At 67.2% G+C, this 23295-nt stretch carries 22 protein-coding genes and 3 pseudogenes; 22 read left to right on the top strand and 3 right to left on the bottom strand.

Translation table 11 applies throughout. From position 1 onward, the window contains the following. Positions 1-60: 60 nt before the first annotated feature. Entirely contained in the window at positions 61-1080 is a 1020-nt protein-coding gene (locus K6K41_RS06700) for a polysaccharide pyruvyl transferase family protein (protein ID WP_261404415.1), read from the bottom strand. Positions 1081-1491: 411 nt separating this feature from the next. On the opposite strand from K6K41_RS06700, the gene K6K41_RS06695 reads away from it, so the two are divergent. The 8 genes and pseudogenes from K6K41_RS06695 (at position 1492) to K6K41_RS06660 (ending at position 9218) form a co-directional block, all read left to right on the top strand. Further along, a complete protein-coding gene (locus K6K41_RS06695) occupies positions 1492-1944 on the top strand; it encodes an acyltransferase (RefSeq protein WP_315855151.1) in 453 nt (150 codons plus the stop codon). Next, the gene (locus K6K41_RS06690; protein WP_261404413.1) at positions 1941-2744 is read left to right on the top strand and encodes an NAD-dependent epimerase/dehydratase family protein; all 804 of its coding nucleotides are present in this window, start codon (positions 1941-1943) and stop codon (positions 2742-2744) included. Before K6K41_RS06695 ends, K6K41_RS06690 begins: the two co-directional genes overlap by 4 nt. Before the next feature lie 170 nt (positions 2745-2914). Next, positions 2915-3688 (top strand): cephalosporin hydroxylase family protein, encoded by a 774-nt coding sequence (locus tag K6K41_RS06685; RefSeq protein WP_261404412.1) that lies wholly within the window; start codon positions 2915-2917, stop codon positions 3686-3688. Positions 3689-3796: 108 nt separating this feature from the next. After that, positions 3797-4573, top strand: a complete 777-nt coding sequence (gene rfbF / locus K6K41_RS06680; RefSeq protein ID WP_261404411.1) for a glucose-1-phosphate cytidylyltransferase — start codon at positions 3797-3799, stop codon at positions 4571-4573. Further along, on the top strand, positions 4573-5634 hold the full coding sequence (gene rfbG / locus K6K41_RS06675) for a CDP-glucose 4,6-dehydratase (protein WP_261404410.1): 1062 nt from the start codon (positions 4573-4575) through the stop codon (positions 5632-5634). Before rfbF ends, rfbG begins: the two co-directional genes overlap by 1 nt. A gap of 68 nt (positions 5635-5702) precedes the next feature. Beyond that, positions 5703-6872: pseudogene (locus tag K6K41_RS06670) on the top strand (methyltransferase domain-containing protein). Further along, on the top strand, positions 6872-7438 hold the full coding sequence (locus tag K6K41_RS06665) for a dTDP-4-dehydrorhamnose 3,5-epimerase family protein (RefSeq protein ID WP_261404409.1): 567 nt from the start codon (positions 6872-6874) through the stop codon (positions 7436-7438). The pseudogene K6K41_RS06670 and the gene K6K41_RS06665 overlap by 1 nt, the downstream one beginning before the upstream one ends. 319 nt (positions 7439-7757) lie before the next feature. Next, positions 7758-9218 (top strand): hypothetical protein, encoded by a 1461-nt coding sequence (locus K6K41_RS06660; RefSeq protein WP_261404408.1) that lies wholly within the window; start codon positions 7758-7760, stop codon positions 9216-9218. Positions 9219-9303: 85 nt separating this feature from the next. Here K6K41_RS06660 and K6K41_RS06655 read toward each other — a convergent pair whose 3' ends face one another. Both K6K41_RS06655 and K6K41_RS06650 read right to left on the bottom strand, forming a co-directional pair. Then, complete coding sequence (locus K6K41_RS06655; protein WP_261404407.1) at positions 9304-9792, bottom strand: hypothetical protein; 489 nt, start codon at positions 9790-9792, stop codon at positions 9304-9306. After that, positions 9789-10322, bottom strand: a complete 534-nt coding sequence (locus K6K41_RS06650) for a polysaccharide pyruvyl transferase family protein (RefSeq protein ID WP_261404406.1) — start codon at positions 10320-10322, stop codon at positions 9789-9791. The genes K6K41_RS06655 and K6K41_RS06650 overlap by 4 nt, the downstream gene beginning before the upstream one ends. Positions 10323-10616: 294 nt before the next feature. Here K6K41_RS06650 and K6K41_RS06645 point away from each other — a divergent pair. The 14 genes and pseudogenes from K6K41_RS06645 to K6K41_RS06590 all read left to right on the top strand — a co-directional run bounded on the left by K6K41_RS06645 (position 10617) and on the right by K6K41_RS06590 (position 23291). Beyond that, a protein-coding gene (locus tag K6K41_RS06645) for an IS5 family transposase (protein WP_261404405.1) occupies positions 10617-11380 on the top strand; the annotation gives its coding sequence in 2 pieces (ribosomal slippage) (positions 10617-10947 and positions 10947-11380; 765 coding nt in all). 556 nt (positions 11381-11936) lie between these two features. Further along, positions 11937-13217 (top strand): hydroxymethylglutaryl-CoA reductase, encoded by a 1281-nt coding sequence (locus tag K6K41_RS06640; RefSeq protein WP_261404404.1) that lies wholly within the window; start codon positions 11937-11939, stop codon positions 13215-13217. Continuing rightward, a complete protein-coding gene (locus K6K41_RS06635; RefSeq protein ID WP_261404403.1) occupies positions 13217-13891 on the top strand; it encodes a UbiA prenyltransferase family protein in 675 nt (224 codons plus the stop codon). Before K6K41_RS06640 ends, K6K41_RS06635 begins: the two co-directional genes overlap by 1 nt. A gap of 257 nt (positions 13892-14148) precedes the next feature. Beyond that, positions 14149-15210 (top strand): PEP/pyruvate-binding domain-containing protein, encoded by a 1062-nt coding sequence (locus K6K41_RS06630; protein ID WP_261404402.1) that lies wholly within the window; start codon positions 14149-14151, stop codon positions 15208-15210. Next, entirely contained in the window at positions 15126-16361 is a 1236-nt protein-coding gene (locus tag K6K41_RS30950) for a PEP-utilizing enzyme (protein ID WP_487308369.1), read from the top strand. Before K6K41_RS06630 ends, K6K41_RS30950 begins: the two co-directional genes overlap by 85 nt. Next, on the top strand, positions 16355-16642 hold the full coding sequence (locus K6K41_RS06625; protein ID WP_261404401.1) for a PEP-utilizing enzyme: 288 nt from the start codon (positions 16355-16357) through the stop codon (positions 16640-16642). The genes K6K41_RS30950 and K6K41_RS06625 overlap by 7 nt, the downstream gene beginning before the upstream one ends. Then, positions 16635-16967: pseudogene (locus tag K6K41_RS30245) on the top strand (DUF3419 family protein); the annotation flags it as partial. The gene K6K41_RS06625 and the pseudogene K6K41_RS30245, both read left to right, overlap by 8 nt. Positions 16968-17058: 91 nt before the next feature. Continuing rightward, positions 17059-17733 carry a DUF3419 family protein gene (locus tag K6K41_RS06620; RefSeq protein WP_261404400.1) on the top strand — a complete coding sequence of 225 codons (675 nt, stop codon included), beginning with the start codon at positions 17059-17061 and terminating at the stop codon, positions 17731-17733. Next, positions 17730-18788: a diacylglycerol/polyprenol kinase family protein gene (locus K6K41_RS06615; protein ID WP_261404399.1), complete on the top strand. Its 1059-nt coding sequence runs from the start codon at positions 17730-17732 to the stop codon at positions 18786-18788. Before K6K41_RS06620 ends, K6K41_RS06615 begins: the two co-directional genes overlap by 4 nt. A gap of 436 nt (positions 18789-19224) precedes the next feature. Next, positions 19225-19881 carry a GNAT family N-acetyltransferase gene (locus K6K41_RS06610; protein WP_261404398.1) on the top strand — a complete coding sequence of 219 codons (657 nt, stop codon included), beginning with the start codon at positions 19225-19227 and terminating at the stop codon, positions 19879-19881. 677 nt (positions 19882-20558) lie between these two features. Then, a pseudogene (locus tag K6K41_RS30240) lies at positions 20559-20786 on the top strand (AMP-binding protein); the annotation flags it as partial. A gap of 103 nt (positions 20787-20889) precedes the next feature. Next, complete coding sequence (locus K6K41_RS06600; RefSeq protein ID WP_261404396.1) at positions 20890-21315, top strand: hypothetical protein; 426 nt, start codon at positions 20890-20892, stop codon at positions 21313-21315. Positions 21316-21623: 308 nt separating this feature from the next. Next, positions 21624-22604 (top strand): Bug family tripartite tricarboxylate transporter substrate binding protein, encoded by a 981-nt coding sequence (locus tag K6K41_RS06595; protein ID WP_261404395.1) that lies wholly within the window; start codon positions 21624-21626, stop codon positions 22602-22604. 174 nt (positions 22605-22778) lie between these two features. Continuing rightward, positions 22779-23291, top strand: a complete 513-nt coding sequence (locus K6K41_RS06590; RefSeq protein WP_261404394.1) for a tripartite tricarboxylate transporter TctB family protein — start codon at positions 22779-22781, stop codon at positions 23289-23291. Positions 23292-23295: the final 4 nt, after the last annotated feature.

Below are 23295 nucleotides of genomic sequence, written 5' to 3'. Positions count from 1 at the left end.
TTCAAAGGAGATGGAATCAGCACGCGCTCGAAAACGAAACCCCGTTAATGGGGACGCTCCCTAGAGCGTCGACAGGATCCGCGTCAGCTTGGCGTCGAAATCCATCCGCATCAGCGCGATGCTGCGACGGACCAGGTCGTGGTCGTACTCGCTGGCGAGCTTCTGGGCGATGTGGTTGCGGCCGAGAGGCGTGTCGTTGAAATTGACGAGCAGGTGGGCGTGGCCCACCTGCTTGAACAGTTCCGCCACCTTGGACTTCAGCTCGTCGAGGTTGTTGATCGTCCCGATGCAGGGCCTGGACCGCTTGAGCGCCAGGATGCAGCCGTGAAAGCGCGCGCTCACGACGCCGGTGCAGTCGTCGATCGCCTCTGCGAACTCCGACATCAGCCGCGTCTCGATGATCCGGGCCGAGGCGAGGGTCTCGAGCGCGCCTGACGCGCGGTCGGTCGCGGGGAACATGCTGATGACGCGGTCGCGCCGCTTTATCTGCTCGGCGAGATGCCGGAAGACCTTCTCGTAGCGGCCCGTCTGCTTGCGCGGAACGACGCCGAGGCGCGCGATCTCGTCGGGCGCGCGGGACGGGAGGTGGTCGAGCCTGGCGTCCATCAGGATCGGATCGTTCAGCAACTCGACGTCCTGGCGGACCTCGCCGAGCGACTCGCACGAATAGGTGTCGCGCCCTGTGACGACGCTCGCGGCCTCGACCAGCGCCCGGCATTTCCCCACGACCTCCTGCGACGCGCCGAGGCCGAGGAGGATGATCGGAACGCGGATCTTCGCCACCCAGTCAGCGCTCTGGAGCGGTCTGTGGACCGAGGCGAGCAGACCGCCGCCGCCGATCACGAGCGCGTCGAAGCGGTTGATCTGGTCGGCGTCGTAGATCGCGTCGGCGGAAAGGACGTGATCCTGCGAGGAGAACTCGTACTGCTTCTGCGAAGAGCTGTTCGAGGTCGCGTAGACGTCGATCTCCGGCGCGAGGGTCCGGATGTGATGCTCGACCGAGGAGGCTTGAAACTGATCGCCGATGTTTCCGTTGCCGTAAGCGCCGTAGATGAGAACGTTCTTCGAACCAGATCGCATTTTGAAACCTGAGAGAGAAATCTAAACGCGGCGCGATCGTCGGATCGACGACGTCGCGCCTGTGGTCGGGAAGAACCGTCGTCTTCTTGCTCGTCGAAAAATAGCGCGGGGCCGATGAAGGTCCTGTGATGCGTCGAGGCTCGTCGCGTCTTTCGCCGAGCTTTGCGCGCCGCAGCGTTTTGGAGACGTTCGCCGTCATTAGCCGAGTTCCCGGGCCCCGCCTAGCGATGATGCCGGGCGCCGATCCGCGCCGCGCGGCGCGGATCGCAGTGGCGGCGCGGATCGATCGTCTTTAATCCTACGTCGAACTGCGCTTGTCTGAACGCGCGGGGGGAAGGGTCGCGGCCTGCGCGTCCCGCCGGAACGGAGCGACGCGTGATCGAAGTCCATCCCACGGCCAGAGTGTCGCCCATGGCCGATATCGAGGACTCGGTGCGCGGCACCCGGATCGTGTTCGGCGAGGGCGTGGTCATCGACTCCTTCGTGAAGATCAAGCCGGCCGGCGGCGTCGGCGACATCGTCGTCGGCGCGCACACCACCATCAACTCCGGAAACGTGCTCTACACCGGCCATGGCATCGTGATCGGCAGCTATTGCGCGATCGCGGCGAACTGCACGTTCGCGCCCACCAACCACGAGTTCAAGAGCCGCGACGCGCGCATCCGCGACCAGGGCTTCCGGCCGAGCAAGGGCGGGATCCGCATCGGCGACGACGTCTGGATCGGGGCGAACTGCGTCATCCTCGACGGCGCCGACATCGGCGACGGCTGCGTGGTCGGCGCCGGCTCGATCGTGCGCGGCGTGCTGGAGCCTTACGGCGTCTACGTGGGAATTCCGCTTCGACGGGTCGGCTCTCGCTCATGAAGGCGACCGTCTTCGGCGCCAGCGGATTCGTCGGCCGCCATCTCGTCGCGACGCTGCGCCGCGACGGGCACGAGGTTTATGTCCCCGGGCGCGACGAGACGCTGGCCTGCGACCGTCCGCTCGGCCACGCGTTCTACTGCATCGGGCTGACGGCGGATTTCCGCACGCGGCCCTTCGACACGGCGCGCGCGCATGTCTCGATCGCCACGGAGCTTCTGGACCGGGCGGACTTCGAGAGCTTTCTCTACCTCTCCTCGACGAGGGTCTATGCGAAAGCGCGGTCGGCGGACGAGGAGGCCGACCTCGTGGTCAACCCGAACGATCCGTCCGACCAGTACAATCTGTCGAAACTGGACGGGGAGGCGGTCTGCTTCCGCTCCGGCCGAAGCGCGGTTCGCGTCGCTCGCCTGTCCAACGTCGTCGGCTATGATCCGGACTCGCCGACGTTCCTGTCGGATCTCATGCGCGAAGCTTCGACGGGCCGCATCACGTTGCAGTCCGATCCTTCGTCATCGAAAGACTACATCCTGATCGACGACGTCTGCGAGTTGCTGGCCAAGATCGGATTCGGGGGAAAGCGAGCGCTCTACAACGTGGCGAGCGGCGTCGACATCACCAATGGCGCGCTAGTCGATCGGCTGTGCGAATTGACCGGCGCGACCTGCGACGTTAAGCCCGGAGCGCCGATATTGCGCTTCCCAAAGATTGCGGTTGATCGTATTAAATCTGAGTTTGATTTCAATCCGCGCGACGTAATGAATTATCTTCCGAATTTGCTGGAGTCTGTAGAGCTTCGATGAAACATGAGACTTGGGGGTCGGCGTCGTTTCATTGAATTGTGGTCGGGTCTGCTTTCTCTTGGGGGCTCATGGACAATGCAGCGTGCGGCGTCGAAAGACGAAGATAGACTTGCGGTAGTGGGCGCCGGCTCAGGCGCGCGGCGGTTTTTGATGTTCTGGAGCTTGGCACAATGACTGTGACGATCATCGACGAGGGCGCCGGCACGGTCACCGTGCGTGAAGCCGACGGGGCCGAACGCGTGCTCGAGATCGCCGACGCCGCGGCGTTCGACGCCGCCTCCAAGGCCTGGCTCCGGGTCGGCTGGGACACCAAGCACGTCTACAGCTTCACCTGGCTCGGACGTCCGATCATCCAGCTTCCCGAGGACATGATCCGGCTCCAGGAGGTCATCTTCAACCTGAAGCCCGACGTCATCGTCGAGACCGGGATCGCGCATGGCGGCTCGCTGATCTATTACGCCTCGCTCTTCGAGATGCTCGGAAAGGGACGCGTGATCGGCGTCGACATCGAGATCCGTCCGCACAACCGCAGCGCGATCGAAGAGCATCCGATGTCCAAGCGCATCGAGATGATCGAGGGTTCGTCGATCGCGCCCGAGACGGTCGCCGAGGTCAGCCGGCGCATCAAGCCGGACGAGACCGTGCTGGTCATCCTCGACTCCAACCACCTCCACGGCCACGTGCTGGAGGAGCTGCGCGCCTACGGGCCGCTGGTCAGCGTCGGCTCCTATGTCGTCGCCACCGACGGCATCATGGAGCAGGTGGTGGGCGCGCCGCGCTCGACCCCGGACTGGACGTGGAACAACCCCAAGAAAGCGGCGAACGACTTCGTCGCCGAGAACCCGGATTTCGTGATCGAGGAGCCCTCCTGGCTGTTCAACGAAAGCGTTCTGACCAACCGGATCACCTATTGGCCGGACGCCTTCGTGAAGCGGGTTCGCTGACCTCGCCGCGCCGCCCGTCGACATCGATCGCGGGCGGCGCGTCTGGTTCCCCCGCCGCAACCGGAAGATCAGCGCCTCGCGTCGCGAGGCAGTTACGGAGACTGCGCGTTGAAGGCCGTCATTCTCGCCGGTGGGCTCGGAACCCGTCTGTCCGAAGAGACGTCGCTCCGACCGAAGCCGATGGTCGAAGTCGGAGGGCGTCCGATCCTCTGGCACATCATGAAGATTTTTTACGCGCACGGCATCAGCGACTTCATCATCTGCCTCGGCTATCGGGGCTATATGATCAAGGAATACTTCGCCAACTACGTTCTCCATCAGTCCGATGTGACGATCGACGGCGGAAAGCATGAGGTCACCTACCACCAGCGCTACGCCGAGCCGTGGCGGGTGACGCTCGTGGACACCGGCCCCGAGACGATGACCGGGGGGCGGCTGAAGCGGGTCCGCGACTATCTCGACGACGACGAGCCCTTCTTCATGACCTATGGCGACGGCGTCGCCGACGTCGACCTCACCAGCCTCGCGGCCTTCCACAAGTCGCACGGGCGCGAAGCCACGGTCACCGCGGTCGTGCCCCCGGGCCGTTACGGCGCTCTTGAGATGGACGGCGACGCGGTGCTGCGCTTCATGGAGAAGCCGCCCGGCGACAACACCTGGATCAACGGCGGCTTCTTCGTCCTCGAGCCCAAGATCATCGACCGCATCGAGGGCGACCACATCTCGTTCGAGCTCGAGCCGCTCGAGGGCGTTGCGCGCGACCGGCAGCTCATGGCGTATCGGCATCAGGGCTTCTGGCAGGCGATGGACACGCTGCGCGACAAGAACCAGCTCGACGGCCTGTGGGCCGCGGGCAAGGCGCCCTGGCGGATTTGGCGGTCCTGATGGCTGCGTCCAGCGTCGATCCCGCGTTCTGGAGCGGTCGGCGGGTTCTCGTCACGGGCGACACCGGCTTCAAGGGCGGGTGGCTGGCGCTCTGGCTTCACAGCATGGGCGCCAAGGTCAGCGGCATCGCGCTCGACCCGGACCAGACGCCCAATCTCTTCACCCTGACGCGGCTCGCCGAGCTGATCGAGCACCGCACCGTGGACCTGCGCGACCGGGCCGCGACGCAGGCCGCCGTCGAGGCGGCCGATCCGGAGCTGGTGCTGCATCTGGCGGCGCAGCCGCTCGTGCGCGAATCCATCCGCAATCCGGTCGACACCTTCGCGTCGAACGTGATGGGAACGGTGCATCTGCTGGAGGCGCTGCGCGGCCGCGCGGGGCTGAAGGGCGTGCTCACCGTCACCTCCGACAAGGTCTATCGCAACTCCGACACCGGGCGCGCCTTCGTCGAGGGCGATCCGCTCGGCGGGACCGATCCCTATTCGGGATCGAAGGCCGCGTCCGAATGCGTGGCCTACAGCTACGGCCGCAGCTATTTCGACCGCGCCGGCGTTCCGACCGCGACGTCGCGCGGCGGCAACGTGGTGGGCGGCGGAGACTTTTCGGTCGATCGGCTGGTGCCCGATCTCGTCCGCGCGATCGAGGCCGACGAGCAGCTGGTGCTGCGGCATCCGAGCAGCACGCGGCCCTGGCAGCATGTGCTCGATTGCGTCGCGGGCTATCTCACGCATCTCCAGGCCATCTGCCTCGACCCGTCGGCGCCGCGGGCGCTCAATTTCGGTCCCTCCGACGAGGCGCTGCCGACGGTGGGCGAAATGGCGACGGCGCTGTGCGAACGGCTCCAGGCCGGAAAGGGCTGGCGGCACGAGCCGGATCCGAACTCTATCGAGATGAAGCTGCTCCACATCGACGCCTCGCTGTCGAAGCGCGCGATCGGATTCGCGCCGCGGCTCGACTCGAAGGCCGTCATCGACCTCACGGCCGCGTGGTATCGGGCCTATTTCGACGCCGCGGACCTTCGCGACTTCACCCTGCAGCAGATCGCTAGCTATGGACGGTAAGATGCCGGACGCCCTCCTGCCGCTTCTGCGGCGCCGCCCTGACCCGCACCTTCGTCGACCTCGGCGTGATGCCGCTCGCCAACAGCTACATCAAGAAGGCCGATCTCGAGGCCGGCCGCGAGCATCCGCTTCCGCTGCACACGCGGGTCTGCGAGGAGTGTCTTCTGGTTCAGGCCGACGATCCGATGGACGCCGCCGAGATCTTCGACGACAGCTACGCCTATTACTCGTCCTATTCCGACAGCTGGGTCGAGCATGCGCGGCGTTACGCGGTCGCGATGATCGACCGGCTTGGCCTCGGGCCAGACTCGCTCGTCGTCGAGATCGCCAGCAACGACGGCTACCTGCTGCAGCACTTCGTCGCCCGCGGCGTGCCCGCGCTCGGCGTCGAGCCCGCCGAGAACTGCGCGCGCGAGGCCAAGACCCGCGGCGTCGAGAGCGAGGTGGCGTTCTTCAACGAGGCGACCGCGAAACGGCTTGCGGAGCGCGGGCTCAAGGCCGACCTCATGCTCGGCAACAACGTGCTGGCCCATGTGCCGAACATCCGCGATTTCCTCGCGGGGTTCCCGATCATGCTCAAGCCGGAGGGCACGCTGACCTTCGAGTTCCCGCATCTTCTGAACCTGATGGATCAGGTTCAGTTCGACACGATCTATCACGAGCATTTCTCCTATCTGTCGCTGCTGATCGTCGAGAAGGCGCTCGCCTCGGTGGGCATGCGCGCCTACGACGTCGAGGAGCTTCCGACCCATGGCGGCTCGCTGCGCGTCTTCTGCTGCCACAAGGGACGCGGCCTTCGCCGAACAGCCCGGCCTGCTTCACGTCCGCGCCAAGGAGACGGAGGCCGGCCTGCACGAGATCGCGGCCTATGAGGGCTTCAGCGAGAAGGTCGACGCCACCCGCAGGTCCTTCCGGGCGTTCCTCGAGAAGGCCGCGGCCGACGGCAAGACGATCGCCGGCTACGGAGCGGCCGCGAAGGGCAACACCTTCCTCAACGTCTGCGGCGTCGGGGCGACGACATCGTCTGCGTGTTCGACCGCAACCCCCACAAGCAGGACCGTCTCCTGCCGGGCAGCCACATCCCGGTGCTGGACCCTTCGGCGCTCGACGAGGTGAAGCCCGACTACCTGCTCATCCTGCCCTGGAACCTCAAGGACGAGGTGATGACGAGCTTCTCGCGGATCAGCCAGTGGGGCGGACGCTTCGTGACGGCGGTTCCCGAGACGCGGATCTTCTGATGCGCTTCACCCGGACCAGGATCGACGGCGCCCTGATCGTCGATCTTGAGCCGCGTTCGGACGATCGCGGGTTCTTCGCGCGCGCGTTCTGCGTCGAAGAGTTCCGGCAGGCCGGCGTCGCGTTCGAGTGCCCGCAGATCAACCTCTCCCGCAATCATGCCGCGCGAACGCTGCGCGGCATGCATTACCGCGACTTCGCCCATGCGGAGGCCAAGTTCGTCCGCGTGGTGCGGGGCAGGGCGTGGGACGTGGCCGTCGATGTCCGGCCGGACAGTCCGACATTCGGCGATAGCGTCGGCGTCGAACTCGGCGACGTCGAGGGCCGGGGCCTTTATCTCGCGAAGGGGCTCGCGCACGGTTTTCTGACGCTCGAGCCGGACACCGACATGCTCTACCTGATGAGCGACGTCTACACGCCCCAGCACGAGCGCGGCCTGCGCTGGAACGACCCGGCGCTCGCCATCGACTGGCCCGAGAGGCCGCTGGTCATTTCGGAGCGCGACGCGACCTATCCGGACTTTTCGCCGACCGGCTTCGCGCCCGCCGGCCGATCCGGCGGGGCCTGAACCCGCGACCACCTCCCCCGAAGCGCCCGGGTCGGCGCGCCTTGCGCCGGACCGACGGGCTTGCGCCGCAAGAGCCGTCCCGAGCCGGGCTGCGGCCGCCTGGGGCGGCGATATTTCGCTGTCGATTCGACTGCCGGGCGACTAGTTTTGCTCGTCGACTTGAAAGATGAAGGGCCTCGGCTTTCATGACGGATCTGGATTTCAAGAGCAGCTTTTCGGAGGTCGCACGCCTCGTCAACGCCGCGGCGGCGGGCGCGTCTGCGGAAGATCCGATCGCTCTGACCGACGCGCCCAGGACAGGTTCGCGTTCGCGGCGCGCGTGTTCCGGTCGTCGCGCGACATGCGCGTGATCGACGTCGCCGACACGATCGAGCCGAGCGCCGAAGCGACCGCGACCCTTCAGGACGTGGGCGTCGACTACGACACGCTGAAATCGTTTTTCCACACGCAGGTCGAGCAGGGGCGGAGCAAGCTCCCCTGTCAGCCTTACATGTATGATCTCTGCAAGACCGGGTCTCTCAGCATCCCGTCCTTTCTCACCGGAGAGACGATCAGCGCCTCCGGGAGTTTCTTCTACATTCTGGAGGAACGAGGCGGGGCGCGGCTATTCTATCACTTCTGTGACCGCAAACCCTATGTGCTGGTTCCGGGCGTGTTTTCCGGATTCTTCGTCGGCGTGTATTTCTTTGAAGACAACGTCTACGTGAACTGGAGCTCGGTCTATTCCAGAAAGAATTCGCTCGACGACCTGAACGTCCTGAGGGCGCTCATCGCGACCTATCCCGAGAAGGTGGCCCGATATCTTTCTGGTTCGCCGAAGCCGCCGGCCGTCATCTTCGCCTCGCTCAACCACATCGGCCACACTGCGCTGCAGGAGTACGAGCCGTTTCATTTCCTGGCCGAGCAGGGCGCGTTCGCGACGATGGACACGATGTTCGTCGGGCCGAGCGGCTTCTTCGAAGCCGAGCGCCTGTTTCCGGAACTGGCCGGCCTCGACGCCGTCGGGTTCGAGACCATGCACGAGGCGTTCCTCTGCAGCATCGAATCCGAGCGCCTGGCGTTCCGTCCGGCGCTCGGCGACTTCAGCTTCTCGGCCGCGCTGGCGGCGCGGTTCCAGACCATGCTGTCGGCGCCCGACGTGGTCGACGCCGCCCGGCAGGTGAAGCCGATCCCCGGCGCGCCCACCGTCTGGTTCGAGGTGCGGACCAATGACAGGTTCTGGACCAACCAGGTCGAGGGCGTCGCGGCGATCGCCAATCGACTGGCAGAGACCTATCCCGGATTGCAGATCGTGACCGCAGGCTGGTCCAAGCCTCTGGCGGGGCAGGTCAAGGACTACGACCTCAAGATGATCGAGCAGGACCGGCAGGTGGCCGAAGATATCAAGTCTCTGCTGGACGACGGAATCGCCTTCACCGACGTCACCGGATGGTCGCCGACCGAAAAGGCCGCGGCGGCGATCAGCATCGACCTCTATGTCGCCGTCTACTCCAGCGGAATCATCTTCACGTCATGCATCGCCCAGAAGCCGGGAGTGATCTTCGGCAGCAACTATTATCTGAGAAGCAAGGAGCGGATGCAGTATTTCGACGGCCGCTGGGCCTACTGCGATTTCCCGGCGAACGTCCAGTTCGTGAGCTCGGGGAAAGTCGAGGACATCAAGGTCGGACAGGTGAAGTCCTACTGGAACTTCGAGGTCGACTGGACGGACGTCTATGACAGCATCGTGCTCGCGCTCAACGCGAAACGCGTCGAGGCGGCGGCGCTGACCGAGGCCTGACCATCGGGCGGTCGATGGCGGGCGGGCGCTCATCCCCGAGCACGGCGGAGGCCCGCGCGGGTCGCCGTCACGCCGGCTTCGGCGCTTACCCGAGCGACTGCAGAATTCCCGCCAGACGCCGGCGGAACTCCGCCGCCAGGCCCGACAGGCGCGACTCGATCACGCCGAAATCGACCTCTTCCCTCAATCGTCGGACGATGGCGTTCCTGTTGGTGGGCGCGCTGTTGAAGTCGACGAGCAGGTGCTCGTGCGCGATCTGCCTGTAGAACTCGTGGATCTTCGTCGCCGGCCCCTCGAATCCCGTGACGACGCCGATGCTCGGCGCGCGTCTCTTCGCGGCGAGGATGCAGCCATGGTACCGCGCGCTCACGACGCCCGTGACGCGATCGATCGCCTGCACGCACTCGGCGATCGTGCGCGCCGCGACCACCTGCCCGTCCTGAAAATGCTGAAGCGCTCCGGAGGCTGCGTCGGTCGCCGGGAACAGGGTGATGGCGCGGTCGCGTGACTTCATCTCGGCCGCCAGCCTGCGGAAGATCTCATGATGCTCGGGCGCCGGCTTGCGGGGAATCACGCCGAGCCGGGCGAGCTCGTCTCTCGGGGCGCGCGCAGGGCGTCGAGGCGCTCGTCGGCCAGGATCGGGTCCGGGATCAACTCCACGTCGTCGCGGAAGCGGCGCAGGACCGCGCAGGATTGCTCGTCGCGGCCGGTGACGACCGCCGCCCGGCGGATCAGGGTCTGGCATCGCTGCGCCACCTCGGCGCTCGCGCCCATCGACAGCAGAATGATCGGCGGCGTGACGTGAAGCGGCCAGTTCGGGCTGTTGAGCGGCCGGTGGATGGCGGCCAGCAGGCCGCCGCCGCCGACGATGACGGCGTCGTACTCGCTGAGCCGGTCGTAGTCGCGCAGGATCGACGGCGGCAGAACGTGGTCCGGGCGCGGAAAGTCGTAGGGCTTGGCGGCGACGCTGTTCGACGTGGCGTGCACGACCGCCTCCGGGAGGATCGCCGAGAGGTGGTGGGCGAGGGACGAGGCCTGATGCAGGTCGCCGATGTTGCCGTTGGCGTAGGCGCCGATGAGCAGGATCTTGGCCGGACGGGTCATGCGGACGCGGCGCGCCGATCGGCCGTCGAGACGGTGGCGGGCGTCTTGTCGATGGTCATCGTCATATGGCGGCCCGTCAGCGAAGGCGCCCGGCGAACGGCTCGGGAGGCTGGTGGCTTCCTGCGCGCGGCGCTTCTCGCATGCATAGCCCGCGCGTGCGATTCGCGCTCGCGCGACCGCGCCCCTTCGGGGTGAGGCGAAAACGACCGACGGCCTCGTCGCCGCATTAGGGAGCGTCCCCATTAACGGGGTTTCGTTTTCGAGCGCGTGCTGATTCCATCTCCTTTGAAGGAGATGGGCATGCGACGACACGAACTGTCGGACGACGAGTGGCGGATCATCGAGCCGCTGCTTCCGCGGAACTCCCGGGGCGTCGCGCGGGTGGACGACCGACGGGTGATCAACGGCATCCTGTGGCGGTTCCGGACGGGCTCGTCCTGGCGCGACGTTCCGGAACGCTACGGGCCGCGAACGACGCTCTACAACCGCTTCAGCCGATGGCGGGCGGCCGGCGTCTGGGACCGGCTTCTGGCTGCGGTGTCGGAGGCTTACGACGGCGACATCGTGATGATCGACAGTTCCTGCGTCCGGGTCCACCAGCATGGGGCCGCGGGCAAAAAGGGGGCTCCGGCGATCCTTGCATGGGACGTTCCCGCGGCGGCCTGACGACCAAGATCCACGCCCTCGTCGACGCCGAGGGCCGACCGATCCGGATCGAGCTCACCGCGGGACAGGCAGGCGACGCGCCGGTCGCCGCGACGCTGCTGGCTGACATTCGGCCGGGGGCCGCGGTCGTCGCCGACAAGGCCTACGACACCGATGGCGTCCGCGCCTTCGTGCAAGACCGCGGAGCCTGGCCCAACATCCCGCCGCGCTCGATCCGCAAGGCGACCTTCAGTTTCAGTCGCTGGGTCTACCGCCAGCGCAATCTCGTCGAGCGCTTCTTCAATCGTATCAAGCAAATGCGCGGCATCGCCACCCGTTACGACCGCAGGGCCGACAACTTCCTCGCAGCCATCAAGCTCGTCGCCGCGCGTCTCTGGGTCAACGCGTTATGAGTCCGCTTCCTAGCGCGATGCGCAGGCGTCGCGCCGCATACGCCTCTTCGCCCTCGGGCGTTTCGGCCTCATCGGGACGACCTCCATCATAGGGACAGGCGCCAGTTCGACGTCGGCCCGCGGCGCGTCCCATGTGGGTAAGCTTGTCCCCGCCCGCCCGCCTCCGGCGCGAAGCATGTATCGCGGGCGTCTGATCAGCGGGATGTTGGTTTCGTTTTCGCTCACGGACGGGTATCCGATGGACCATGCCGGCGCGCTGTCGGCCAGCCTCCTGCATCTTCTCGACAAGCCGCGCGCTCGCTTATCACTTGCTTCGTCGATCATCTCGTTGACATTGAGCGGCGTTCATAGGCGCCGCCGCAGCGCGGCAAATCGAATGCGCGACTTACAGATGATCATTTCGAGCGTTACAAGTAAATCTCCGATAAGATGAGGTCGACGTCTCAGGATACATTAATCAATTTCGTTTGTCCTGTTGAAAACAGCGCGCGCATGCCGCTTCATCGCCGCGACGCGCAAACAATCTGCCGACTGACCTCAGCCAATCTGGTTCCAGATGAAAATCGTCCCGTCGTCAGTCCAACTGCTTCTCGAGCGGCTGAGAGCGACCTACACGGCCGAGGAAGCACGCCTTCGTCTCAGCCGGCAGGCCGAGCGGGCGCCTGAGCGCACGCTGCGGTCTGCGCGCGAGGCGAGTTCGGCCAACATCTCGTCGCTCTGGCGCCAGCTCGGCGCGGCCGGCGTCGAAATCGCAGGCGTCGAGCAGGAGCTCGCGGACCAGCGAACCCTCGAACAGGCCGAGCGCTACTCCGGCAACATCGAGGCGATGGTGGGCACGGTGAAGCTGCCGGTCGGCGTCGTCGGGCCGCTGCTGGTGAACGGGCTCAACGCGAAGGGCCTGTACTACGCGCCGATGGCCACCACGGAGGCCGCGCTGGTGGCGTCCTATGCGCGCGGAGCGATGGTCGCGACCAGGTCCGGCGGGGTGACGACGGCGCTCCTCAACGAAGGGGTGCTGCGCACGCCGGGCTTCAAGTTCTCGGGCCTCATCGACGCCGGGCTCTTCGTCGAATGGGTGGCGCGCAACGCCGACGAGCTGAAAGCCGCGGCCGAGGCCACCACGCGGCACGGCAAGCTGATCGCGCTCGAGCCGATCATCGACAACGACATCGTGTTCCTGCTCTGCCGCTACACGACCGGCGACGCCTCGGGCCAGAACATGGTCACGATCGCGACTGACGCGCTCTGCGCGAAGATCGAGCAGGACTGTCCGGTGAAACCGCTGCACTGGTTCATCGAGGCGAACTTCTCCGGTGACAAGAAAGCCTCCTATATTGGCCTGATCACGGGCCGCGGCCGGAAGGTCTCGGCCAGCACCGTGATCCCGGAGGCGCTGGTCGAAAAGCACCTGCATGTCTCGATCGACCGGATGCTGGCCTATGGCGAGATGGCCAATCTCGGCGCGCTCTTGAGCGGCCAGATGGGCGCGCAGGGCCACTACGCCAACGGGCTTGCGGCCTTCTACATCGCGACCGGCCAGGACGCCGCCTGCGTGTCGGAAAGCGCTGTCGGCTTCACCCGCATGGAGAGACGGGAAGACGGGCTTTTCGTCTCCGTGACGCTTCCGAACATCCTCGTCGGGTCGGTCGGCGGCGGCACGGGCATGCCGAGCCAGTCGGCCGCGCTCTCGCTGCTCGGCCTGAAAGGCGCAGGCCATGGCGCGGCGCTCGCCGAGGTGACGGCGGCGCTCTGCCTCTGCGGCGAGATCTCGATCATGGCGGCGATCGCCGCGGGTCACTTCTCCTCGGCGCACGAAAAGCTCGCAAGGAAGCGCTGATGTCGGTCGACGAGGCCTCGCCGCCGCTCGCGAAACGCCTCTGGATCTATCAGGCGGAGCGCTTTCCGCTCGCCAAGACCGCGCCGCTGATCGCGGTGTTTTCCGTCGCCAGCATCAGCGTCTCGGCGCATCTCGCCGGGCGGCCTCTGCCGGGCTTCTGGGCGTTCGCGGTCGCGTTCGCCGTGACGATGATCCTGTTCTTCGAGATGCGCGCCTGCGACGAGGTCAAGGACGCCGAGGACGATCGCCGCTTCCGGCCGGAACGCCCGGTGCCGCGCGGGCTCGTGACGCTGCGGCTGATCGTGGGCCTCGGGATCGCGGGCTTCTTCGCGACGCTTCTCATCGCCGCGGCCTACGCCCCGTCGCTGGTCTGGCCGCTCGCGCTCGTTCAGGCCTGGCTCGCGCTGATGACGGTCGAGTTCTTCGCGCCCGACTGGCTGCGCGACAGGCCAGTTCCTCTATCTCGTCTCGCATATGGCGATCATGCCGCTGATCGACCTGTTCCTCACCGCCTGCGAGTGGCTGCCGGCCGCGGGCTCGCCGCCGCCAGGCCTCTGGATTTTTCTCGCGCTCTCCTTCGTGAACGGCTGCGTGATCGAGATCGGCCGAAAACTCTACGCCAAGGAGAACGAGCGGCCGGGCGTCGAGACCTATTCGGCGCTGATGGGGCCTAAGCGCGCCGCTGCGCTGTGGGCCGCCTGCGTGGCTTTGAGCTTCTGCCTGCTGCTCGCGACCGGTTTTGCGGTCGGCGCGCCGCTGCTCGTCGGGGTGATCGGCGCCGTCGCGCTCGGCCTGCCGCTCGTGTCCGCCGCCAGATACGCGAAGGCGCCGACGCCAAAACGCCAGAAGACGATGGACGCCGTCTCGGGCGTCTGGGTCCTGTCTGCTATGCGACCGCCGGCTTCGCGCCGTTCCTTTCGGGAGCCGCGGCATGACCGCTTCGGACGCGCCCCACGTCGCCGAACCCGCGGCGATCCTTCATCCCGGGCGCGACGAGGGGTGCCTCGACCCGAAGATCGTCGGCGGCAAGGCCGCGGCGCTGACCGCGCTTCTGCGCGAGGGCCTGCCCGTCCCGCCCTTCTTCGTGGCGCTCGCTCCGGACGGTTTCGAGCAGGGCCTCAGCCTCGCCGACTGCCGCGCGATCGACGAAGCGCTGGCCGAAATCCAGCCCGGCCCGTTCGCGGTGCGCTCCTCGGCGCGTGATGAGGACGGCGCCGAGCACTCGCACGCCGGCCAGTTCCTCTCGCTGCTCGACGTCGAGGACAGCGGCGTTCCGGATGCGGCGCTGAAGGTCTGGGAGTCGGGAGCGCAAGAGAACGTCGCGGCCTATCGCGCCTCGCGCGGGCTCGAGGCCGGGGATGCGACGCCCGCCGTCATCGTGCAGCGCATGGCGCGGGCGCGCGTCGCGGGCGTCGCCTTCGCGGCGGACCCGGTTAGCGGACGGCGCGACCGGATCGTGATCTCGGCGATCGCCGGCCTCGGCGACGCGCTGGTGGGCGGCGAGGAGGACGGCGAGACGACGGTCGTCGACCGCGACTCGGGGACGGTCGTCGAGGGGCCGGCGGGCGGCGTGCTGTCGAACGCCGACGTCGCCGCGATCGTCGAGGCGGTGAAACGCGTGAGCGGTCTCCGCGGAGCCCCGCAGGACATCGAATGGCGATCGAAGGCGAGACCTTCTATCTGCTTCAGTCCCGCCCCATCACCACGGCTTTGCGGGAGCCTGCGATCGGCGATCCTTTGGTCACGATCTTCGACAACTCCAACATCGTCGAAAGCTATCCTGGGCTGGTCTCGCCGCTCACCTACAGTTTCGCGCAATACGCCTACGCCCGCGTCTATCGACGCTTCATGGAGCTTTTGGGCGTTTCGGACAGAAACATCCGCGAGAGCGCCGCGGTGTTCGACAACATGCTGGGGCGCATCGACGGGCGGGTCTATTACAACCTCGTCAACTGGTACCGGGCGCTCGCGCTGCTGCCGGGCTTCAGCCTGAACCGGGCGCATATGGAGACCATGATGGGGGTCTCCGAACCGCTCCCGGCCGAAATCTCCGGGAGCATCGGCCCCGCGCCCGCGACGGGCGTGGCGAAACTCCGGGAATACGCCGGCATGGCGCGCGCGGGCGCTGGGCTGCTGTTCGAGGCCATGCGCCTGCGCTGGACCGTCCGCGGCTTCTACGCCCGCATGGAGCGGGCGCTCGCGACGAGCCCGGAGGCGATTTCCAGAATGCCGCTCGGCGCGCTGGCGGCGGAGTATCGCAAGATCGAGGGCGACCTTCTCGACCGCTGGGACGCGCCGCTGGTCAACGACTTCCTCTGCATGATGGCCTTCGGCTCGTCGCGAAAGCTGCTCGAGCGCTGGTGCGGCGAAGAGGGGCTCGAGCTCCACAACGCGATCATGATCGGGCAGGGCGACATCGTCTCGGCGGAACCCGCAAAGCGCATCGCGAAGATGGGCGAAATCGCGCGCGAGGACGACGCCGCCGTCGCGGCGCTGGAGCGCGGAGAGCTGGGCGCCATGCCGCCGGCGCTCGTCTCGGAGATCCGCGGCTACATCGAAAAGTTCGGCGACCGCTGCACCGAGGAGCTCAAGCTCGAAAGCGTGACGCTCGACGAGAATCCGGCGCCGCTCTACGCCGCGATCGCGGCCGCCGCGCGGACCACGCGGACGCATAAGCCGGAGGTGGACGGCGACGCTGCGCTCGCCGCCGCCTTCGAAGGACGGCGAATCCGCGGGTTCGTCGCCAAGGCCGTGGTCGGCTGGGCGCGCGCCCGCGTGCGGGATCGCGAAAACCTCCGCTTCGAGCGCACCCGCATCTTTGGCCGCGCGCGCCGCGTGCTGCTGGCCATGGGCCGGCAGTTCGCGGCGATCGACGCCATCGACGAGCCGCGCGACGTCTTCCTGCTGACGCTTCCCGAAATCCTCGGCGCGATCGAAGGATTTGGCGTCACGGCCGATCTCAAGGGGCTGGTCGCGGTCCGCAAGGCCGAGATGGAGCGCGCGGCGCGGCTGCCCGACCCGCCCGAGCGCGTCACGGTGTCTGGCGCGGCCGGCCTCTCGGCGCCGCGTCCTGCGTCGGCCGTCGCCGCAGGCGCGTCCGACGACATCGTGCGTTCGGGAACCGGCTGCTCGGCGGCGTGGTGAAGGCCAAGGCGCGCCTCATCCGAGATCCGCGCACGGAGGCGCTGGCGCCCGGTGAGATTCTCGTCGCGCGCAACACCGATCCCGGCTGGATCGCGGTGTTCAGCAACGCCTCCGCCATTGTCGTCGAACGCGGCAGCCTTCTGTCACACTCCGCGATCGTCGCGCGCGAGATGGGTATCCCCTGCGTCGTCGCGCTGAAAGGCGCGCTCGACTGGATCCGCGACGGCGAGACCATCGAGGTCGACGGCGCGCGCGGCGTGGTGACGAGGTCCGATGTCTGAGATCGCCGGCAAGGCCGCCTTTGACGCCATCCGCTACGCCCAGCTCTGGGAGGACGCCGACGTGCTCACCGGAGCGCTCGGCCAACGGCCCGGCGCCACGCTGGTCTCGATCTGCTCGGCCGGCGACAACGCGCTCGCGATGCTGACGCTCGACCCGGAAAAGGTCGTGGTCGTCGACCTGTCGCCGGCGCAGATCGCGTGCCTGAAGATCCGGATCGAGGCTTTTCAGACGCTCGACCATCCGCAGTTTCTCGAGCTGATGGGCGCACGGCCGAGCCGGCGTCGCGACGCGCTGCTCTCGCTGCTGATCCGCGACATGCTTCCCGCCGACCGCGAGTTCTGGGAGGCGCGGGCGCGCGGACGTCGTCGCCTACGGGCTCGGGGGCGTTGGAAAATTCGAGCGCTATTTTCGCGTGATGCAGCGCTACCTGCTGCCGCTCGTGCATTCGAAGAAAACGATCGACAGCATCTTCCAACCCGGCCGCAGCCGCGCCGAGCGCGAGGCCTTCCTCGACGGCACGTGGAACAACCGGCGCTGGAAACTGCTGCTCGAAGTGTTCTTCTCGCGGTTCACCATGGGGCGGCTCGGGCGCGATCCGGCCTTTTTTGACCATGTCGAGGGCAGCGTCGCCGACCATGTCGCGCGCCGCATCCGCCACGCGGCGGTCGATCTCGACCCGTCGCAGAATCCCTATCTGCACTGGATCCTCAAAGGGACCCACGGCCGCGCGCTGCCGATGCCCTGGCGGGCCGAGAATTTTGCGACGATCCGCGAGCGGCTCGACCGCCTCGACATCCGGCTCGGGTCGCTCGAAGCCTTCGTCTCGACCGGCGAGAAGGCCGACGGCTTCAACCTCTCCGACATCTTCGAATACATGACGCCTGCGACCTTCGAGACGGTCTATGGCGAGGTGCTCGGCGCCGCGAACCCGGGCGCGCGGCTCGTCTACTGGAACATGATGGCCCCGCGCCGCCTGCCCTCAGCCTTCGCCGCGCGGATGACCACGCGGACCGATCTCGAAACGGCGGGCAAGGCGGCCGACAAGGCGTTCTTCTACTCCGACTTCGTGGTGGAGGAGCTTCAGGCTTGAGCGTCTGGCTCAACCTCGCGCTGGTGGCGGGCTCCATCGCGGCGATGTTCGGCCTCTTGGCCGGCGTCAGCGTCATCGGCCGCGCGGTCGGGCTGCCGGGCGAACTCCAGCGCAAATGCGTCCATGTCGGCACCGGGCTCTACGCGCTGACCCTGCCCTGGACCTTCACCGACCGCTGGCCCGCCGCGCTGCTCATTTGCCTGTCGCTCGCAGTGCTGGTGGCGATCCGCCTGAGGCGCGCGGCCGGCGGCGTCGGCGAGGCGGTGCATGGCGTCGCGCGCAAATCCTATGGCGAGCTGTTTCTCGCGCTCAGCGTCGGCTTCCTGTTCTTCCAGAGCCATGACCGGCCGGTGCTCTACGTGCTGCCGCTGCTCGTGCTGACGCTCTCCGACGCCGCCGCCGCGCTCACAGGCACGCGCTACGGCCGGGCGCATTTCAAGGTCGAGGAGGGGACGAAGAGCTGGGAGGGCACCACGATGTTCTTCCTCGTGACCTGGATCCTCGCTCTCATCCTCCTGCTGCTGATGACCGAGATCGATCGCGGCAAGGTGGTGGCGCTCTCGCTGATGATCGCGGCCTTCGGCGCTCTGATCGAGGCCGACAGCTGGCGCGGCTACGACAATCTGTTCGTGCCGATCGGCATCCACCTGCTGCTCGCCAACAATCTCGACACGCCGCCGCTGAACCTCGGCGTTCTCGCGGCCTCGCTGATCGTGATGATGATCGCGATCCTCGCCTTTGCGCCGCTCTTGAGGATCACGCCCCACGCCGCGCGCGCCTATGCGGCGCTGATCTTCCTCACCGGCGCGGTGACGGCGCTGCAGAACGTCGTCCTGCCTGTGATCGCGATCGGCTGTCATTTCGCGGCGCGAAACCTGCGGCCCGGACGCGGGCGGTTCCCCGACCTCGATCTCATCTCGGCGGTGAGCGGCGCCGCGCTGATCTGGCTGTTTCTGGGCGACACCACCGGGGTCAACGCGCTCACGCCTACAATCTCACCTTCGCGGCGGCGGCCGTCGGCTTCCTCGCGCTGCTGGCGCGGAGCCACGCCGTGACGATTGCTGGCATGGCGGCGGTGGGCGTCGCGCTGTTCCTGATCGTTCCGCTCAATCCTGCGCACAGCCAGTGGCACGGGGCGCTCTGGCCATGGGCGGCCGCCGCGCTCGGCCTCACGGCCTTCGCCTGCGCGGCGCGGCCCGATCTCTTCGACCGCTGGCGTTCTCCGCGCGTGGTCGGGCTGGCGGCCGTCGCGCCGCTCGCTTTGTTTGTCAGCCAACTCATGACCGGGGCCTCGCCCCATGAGCCAGACCATCGAGCTCGAGCACGGCGGGGCCGCCTGCACGGTGTTTCTCGACGGGCCGAAATGGGGCGAGACCGCCACGGCCACGATCGGGCGCTTCCGGTGCCCCTCGGCCGAGGCGGGCCGTGCGCTCATCGAGCAGGCGGTGGCGAAAATCAGCGAGGCAGGCGTTTACAGCCGTCCTCGGCCCGATGGACGGCGACACTTGGCACGCCTACCGCCTCGTCGCCGAGAGCGACGGCTCGCCGCCCTTTCTCATGGAGCCCGCCAGCGGCCCGCATGACCGCGAGGCCTTCACAGCCGCCGGCTTCGCGCCGGTCTCGGCTTACGTCTCCACCCGCGGGACGCTCGACGAGGCGATCGGCGACGGACTTCCCGCCGCGCTCGAAGGCGTCGCGGTCACGCAGTGGGACGGCTCGAACCCGGACGGCTTCGTCCGGCGGCTCTACGCCATGTCGGCCGGAGCCTTCGAGCGCAACGCCTTCTTCAAGCCGCTCGACCTCGAGGGGTTTCTCGAACTCTACGCGCCCATCATCCCGGCGGTCGATCCGCGCTTCGTTCTGTTCGCCCATGACCAGAGGGGCGATCTCGTCGGCTTCCTGTTCGCCATCCCGAACCGGCTCGAAGGGCCGATGGCGAAGACGATCATCGTCAAGACCTACGCCAGCATGCGCCGCGGCGTCGGCCGCGTGCTGCTCGACCATGTCCACCGGCTGGCGCGCGAAGCCGGCTTTTCGGACTTCATCCACGCGCTGATGCATGTCGACAACGTCTCGCTCGACCGGAGCCAGAAACACGCCGGAAAGGTCTTTCGCCGCTACGAGCTGATGGCGCGCAGGCTGGACTGAGGCCCCATGAACCTCGTCGCCCATATGCTCGGCGTCCCCGGAATCGACGGCCAGAAGCCCGCGATCGTCACGGGGGAGGGAGTCCAGGTCGGCTTTTCCGAGCTGCTCGGCTGGTCGAGCCGGCTCGCATCCGCATGGAAGCGCGCGGGCGTCGAAAGGGCGACCGCGTCGTCATCGCCATGGGGCTCGGGCCAGGGCTCTATGCGGGCCTTGCGGCGCTGGCGGTTGGGGGCCGTCGCAGTGCTGCCCGAACCCGCGATGGGGCTCGCAGGGCTCCGCCACGCCGCCCGCGCCGCCACGCCGAAGGCCTATCTCACCGACGGCTGGTTTCGGGCGCTGGGCTACGCGCTTCCCGAACTCTGGCGCGTGCCGCTGACGCTGACTCCGGGCGACGGCTACACGACAAGCGGCGACCTGCTGGAGGAGGTGGAGCCCGACCACCCCGGCGCTGATCTCCTTCACCAGCGGCTCCACGGGACGACCGAAGTCGATCATGCGCACGCATGGCTTTCTTCTCAACCAGAACGACGTGCTGAAGGACCTGCTGGCGCCCGAGCGCGAGAACGAGACCGATCTCGTGGCCTTCCCGGTGTTCGTCCTCGCGAACCTCGGGCAGGGCGTCACCTCGCTGCTCCCAAACTGGAACCTGAAAAGCCGCACGAGGCGGACGCCGCGAAATCTGCGACCACATCTCCGCCCATCGCGTCACCCGCGCGCTGGTCCCGCCGTCGATCTGCGAGGGGCTGGCGGCGAGCGGACGCGACCCCGGCCTCGCGACGATCTTCACCGGCGGCGGCCCGGTGTTTCCGGACCTGATGGAGCGGCTCGCGCAGAACTCCCGGACGCGGGTGGTGGCGGTCTACGGCTCAACGGAAGCCGAGCCGATCGCCCATCTCGAAGCGAGCGAGATCGACGCCAAGGACTGGGAGGCGATGCGAACCGGGGCGGGGCTCGCCGGAAAGCCGATCGACGCCCATCCGGCTCGAGATCCTCGCGGACGAGATCGTCGTGACGGGCGGGCATGTAAACAAGGGTTATCTCGACCCCGACGACGACGCCGCGACCAAGATCCGCCGCGACGGCGAGATCTGGCACCGCACCGGCGACGGCGGCCGGCTCGACGCGTCGGTGCGGCTCTGGCTCACGGGGAGGCTGGACGGGCGCGCCGCGGGGCTTTCGCCCTTCTGCGTCGAGGCGGCCGCGAGGCTCTGGCCGGGCGTCAGACGCTGCGCGCTGGTCGACATGGACGGGACGGGTATCCTCGCCGTCGAGGGCGATCGGGCAAAGCTGGCGGAGTGGAAAGCGTCGGCCGCCGCGTTCGGCGATCTGAGCGTCGCGCCCCTGCGGGCGATACCGTTCGATCTGCGTCATCGATCGAAAGTCGACTATGTGCGCCTCAAGACGGCGCTTCGGAAGCAGGCGTCGGCGGGCTGAGTTCGCTCCGGGACGGCGCTCCTGGTCCCGAAGCCCAGCCTTCGCCGCCTTGTCGAGCGCCACGCCGCCACGCCGCGGCGGCGTCCGGCCGGGCGGGAACCGCGCGGCCTCCAGCCGGATGCGCGGCAGGTCGCGCGCTCGCGGCGCGGGCGGCCCGGACGTCTCATCTCTCCACAGCCTCCAACGCGCGAGAGCCGGAGAACCGTCGATTATGATATATCAGTTGAACATCATGTGTGTACGATGTAGTCATTCCAGAAAAGCAAGGCGATGCGGCCAACGCAATCGCCATATGGGGAGGAAATGAGATGAAGGCTTTGGCCTTGTCAGCGGCGCTCGTTCTGAGCGCGACCGCGCATGCATCCGCCTGGGAGCCGACCAAGCCAGTCGAGGTCGTGGTGCCGTTCGGCCCCGGCGGCGCCTCTGACCAGATGGCGCGGACGATCCAGGGCATCGTCCAGAAGCACAACCTGTCGTCGCAGCAGCTCGTCGTCGTGAACAAGCCGGCCGCGACCGGCGGCGAGGCGATGATGGACATCCAGAAGTCCATGCGCGACCCGCACAAGCTTCTGACCACCTCGAGCGGCATCTACATGACCCCGCTCTCGACCAAGATCCCGGTCAACTGGCGCAACTTCACGCCGGTCGGGATGCTGGCCCAGGACGAGTTCCTTGTCTGGGTGAAGAACGACGCGTCCTACAAGACGGTGCAAGACCTTCTCGCCGAGGCCAAGACAGCCTCGCCCGCGATGAAGATCGGCGGCGGCGGCTCCAAGCGAGAGGACGATCTGATCGTGTTCTCGATCGGCGCGGAAGCCGGCGTGAAGCTGACCTACATTCCCTACAAGTCGGGCGGCGAGGCCTCGACCCAGCTCGCCGGCGGCCATGTCTCGGCCGACACCAACAACCCGTCCGAGGACGTCGCCAACTGGCGCGGCGGCCAGACACGTCCGCTCTGCGTGCTGTCGAAGAAGCGGATCGCCTACACGGCAAGATCTCGGGCGACACGGCCTGGAGACATCCCCGACTGCGGCGAGCAGGGGCTCAACTTCACCTACAACATGCTGCGCGGCATCTTCATGCCCGGCGGCGTGACCGAGGAGCAGAAGGCGTTCTACGTGAACCTGCTCAAGAAGGTCTCCGAGACGCCCGAGTGGAAGGAGTATCTCGAGCGCAACGCGCTGCTCCCCGACCAGCGCTTCGGCGAGGATTTCGAGGACTTCCTGTTGTCCGACGAAGCCCTGCACAAGGATCTGATGGGCAAGGCCGGCTTCCTCGCCACCAACTGAGCCCTTTCGTGTCCCGGACGTGATCCGGGACCCAGAACCGACAGCGCCTCAGTCCCGACTTCGTCGGGTCGAGCCGAGTTCTCAAACGCAATCGGTTCTGGGTCCCGGGTCGAAGCCGGGACAAGGGCCTCTTCGCATCCGCCAGTCCCGATCCTCCGCCGACGGAGAAGACCCATGTCCCTTTCAGCCGACATCGAACAGCCGGACGATCCGGGCGCGCGCGGGCCGTCGAAGCGGGCGGTGGAGATCGTGGTCTCGCTGATCCTGATCGGGCTTGCGGCCGCGGTGCTCTACGACTCTTACGGCCGCGGCGCGGGCTGGAACGGCGGGCCGGAAAGCGGCTTCTTCCCCGCGCGCGTCGGCTGGATCTTCCTCGCCGGCTCGCTCTTCCTCTTGGTCCAGGCGTTCCGCGAGCCGCCGGCGATCTTCGCCACCTGGTCGCAGCTCCTGATGGTGGCCAAGGTCTTCGGGCCGCTCGCTTTGTTCGTCGTGCTGGTCGAGCCGCTCGGCATCTACGCGGCGGCGGCGATCTTCACCGCCGTGTTCATGCCGATCGTCGGCGGCGCGCGTTGGTACACGGTGATCGCGACCTCCGTGCTGGTGCCGCTCGTCTGCTTCGTGGTCTTCGAGATCGAGTTCCTCGTGCCGCTCCCCAAGGGGCCGCTCGAAGCCATGTTCGGCTACTGAAGGA

This window comes from Chenggangzhangella methanolivorans (genome assembly GCF_019797865.1).
Taxonomy (GTDB): domain Bacteria; phylum Pseudomonadota; class Alphaproteobacteria; order Rhizobiales; family Methylopilaceae; genus Methylopila; species Methylopila methanolivorans.
This window is presented reverse-complemented; position numbering and strand designations above follow the sequence as displayed.

What these genes read in the sequence shown, in the direction of transcription:
- K6K41_RS06700 (WP_261404415.1), bottom strand. Translation starts at nt 1,080, where the DNA reads ATGCGATCTGGTTCGAAGAACGTTCTCATCTACGGCGCTTACGGCAAC.
- K6K41_RS06695 (WP_315855151.1), top strand. Translation starts at nt 1,492, where the DNA reads ATGGCCGATATCGAGGACTCGGTGCGCGGCACCCGGATCGTGTTCGGC.
- K6K41_RS06690 (WP_261404413.1), top strand. Translation starts at nt 1,941, where the DNA reads ATGAAGGCGACCGTCTTCGGCGCCAGCGGATTCGTCGGCCGCCATCTC.
- K6K41_RS06685 (WP_261404412.1), top strand. Translation starts at nt 2,915, where the DNA reads ATGACTGTGACGATCATCGACGAGGGCGCCGGCACGGTCACCGTGCGT.
- rfbG (WP_261404410.1), top strand. Translation starts at nt 4,573, where the DNA reads ATGGCTGCGTCCAGCGTCGATCCCGCGTTCTGGAGCGGTCGGCGGGTT.
- K6K41_RS06665 (WP_261404409.1), top strand. Translation starts at nt 6,872, where the DNA reads ATGCGCTTCACCCGGACCAGGATCGACGGCGCCCTGATCGTCGATCTT.
- K6K41_RS06650 (WP_261404406.1), bottom strand. Translation starts at nt 10,322, where the DNA reads ATGACCCGTCCGGCCAAGATCCTGCTCATCGGCGCCTACGCCAACGGC.
- K6K41_RS06640 (WP_261404404.1), top strand. Translation starts at nt 11,937, where the DNA reads ATGAAAATCGTCCCGTCGTCAGTCCAACTGCTTCTCGAGCGGCTGAGA.
- K6K41_RS06635 (WP_261404403.1), top strand. Translation starts at nt 13,217, where the DNA reads ATGTCGGTCGACGAGGCCTCGCCGCCGCTCGCGAAACGCCTCTGGATC.
- K6K41_RS06630 (WP_261404402.1), top strand. Translation starts at nt 14,149, where the DNA reads ATGACCGCTTCGGACGCGCCCCACGTCGCCGAACCCGCGGCGATCCTT.
- K6K41_RS30950 (WP_487308369.1), top strand. Translation starts at nt 15,126, where the DNA reads ATGCTGGGGCGCATCGACGGGCGGGTCTATTACAACCTCGTCAACTGG.
- K6K41_RS06620 (WP_261404400.1), top strand. Translation starts at nt 17,059, where the DNA reads ATGCAGCGCTACCTGCTGCCGCTCGTGCATTCGAAGAAAACGATCGAC.
- K6K41_RS06610 (WP_261404398.1), top strand. Translation starts at nt 19,225, where the DNA reads ATGGACGGCGACACTTGGCACGCCTACCGCCTCGTCGCCGAGAGCGAC.
- K6K41_RS06595 (WP_261404395.1), top strand. Translation starts at nt 21,624, where the DNA reads ATGAAGGCTTTGGCCTTGTCAGCGGCGCTCGTTCTGAGCGCGACCGCG.
- K6K41_RS06590 (WP_261404394.1), top strand. Translation starts at nt 22,779, where the DNA reads ATGTCCCTTTCAGCCGACATCGAACAGCCGGACGATCCGGGCGCGCGC.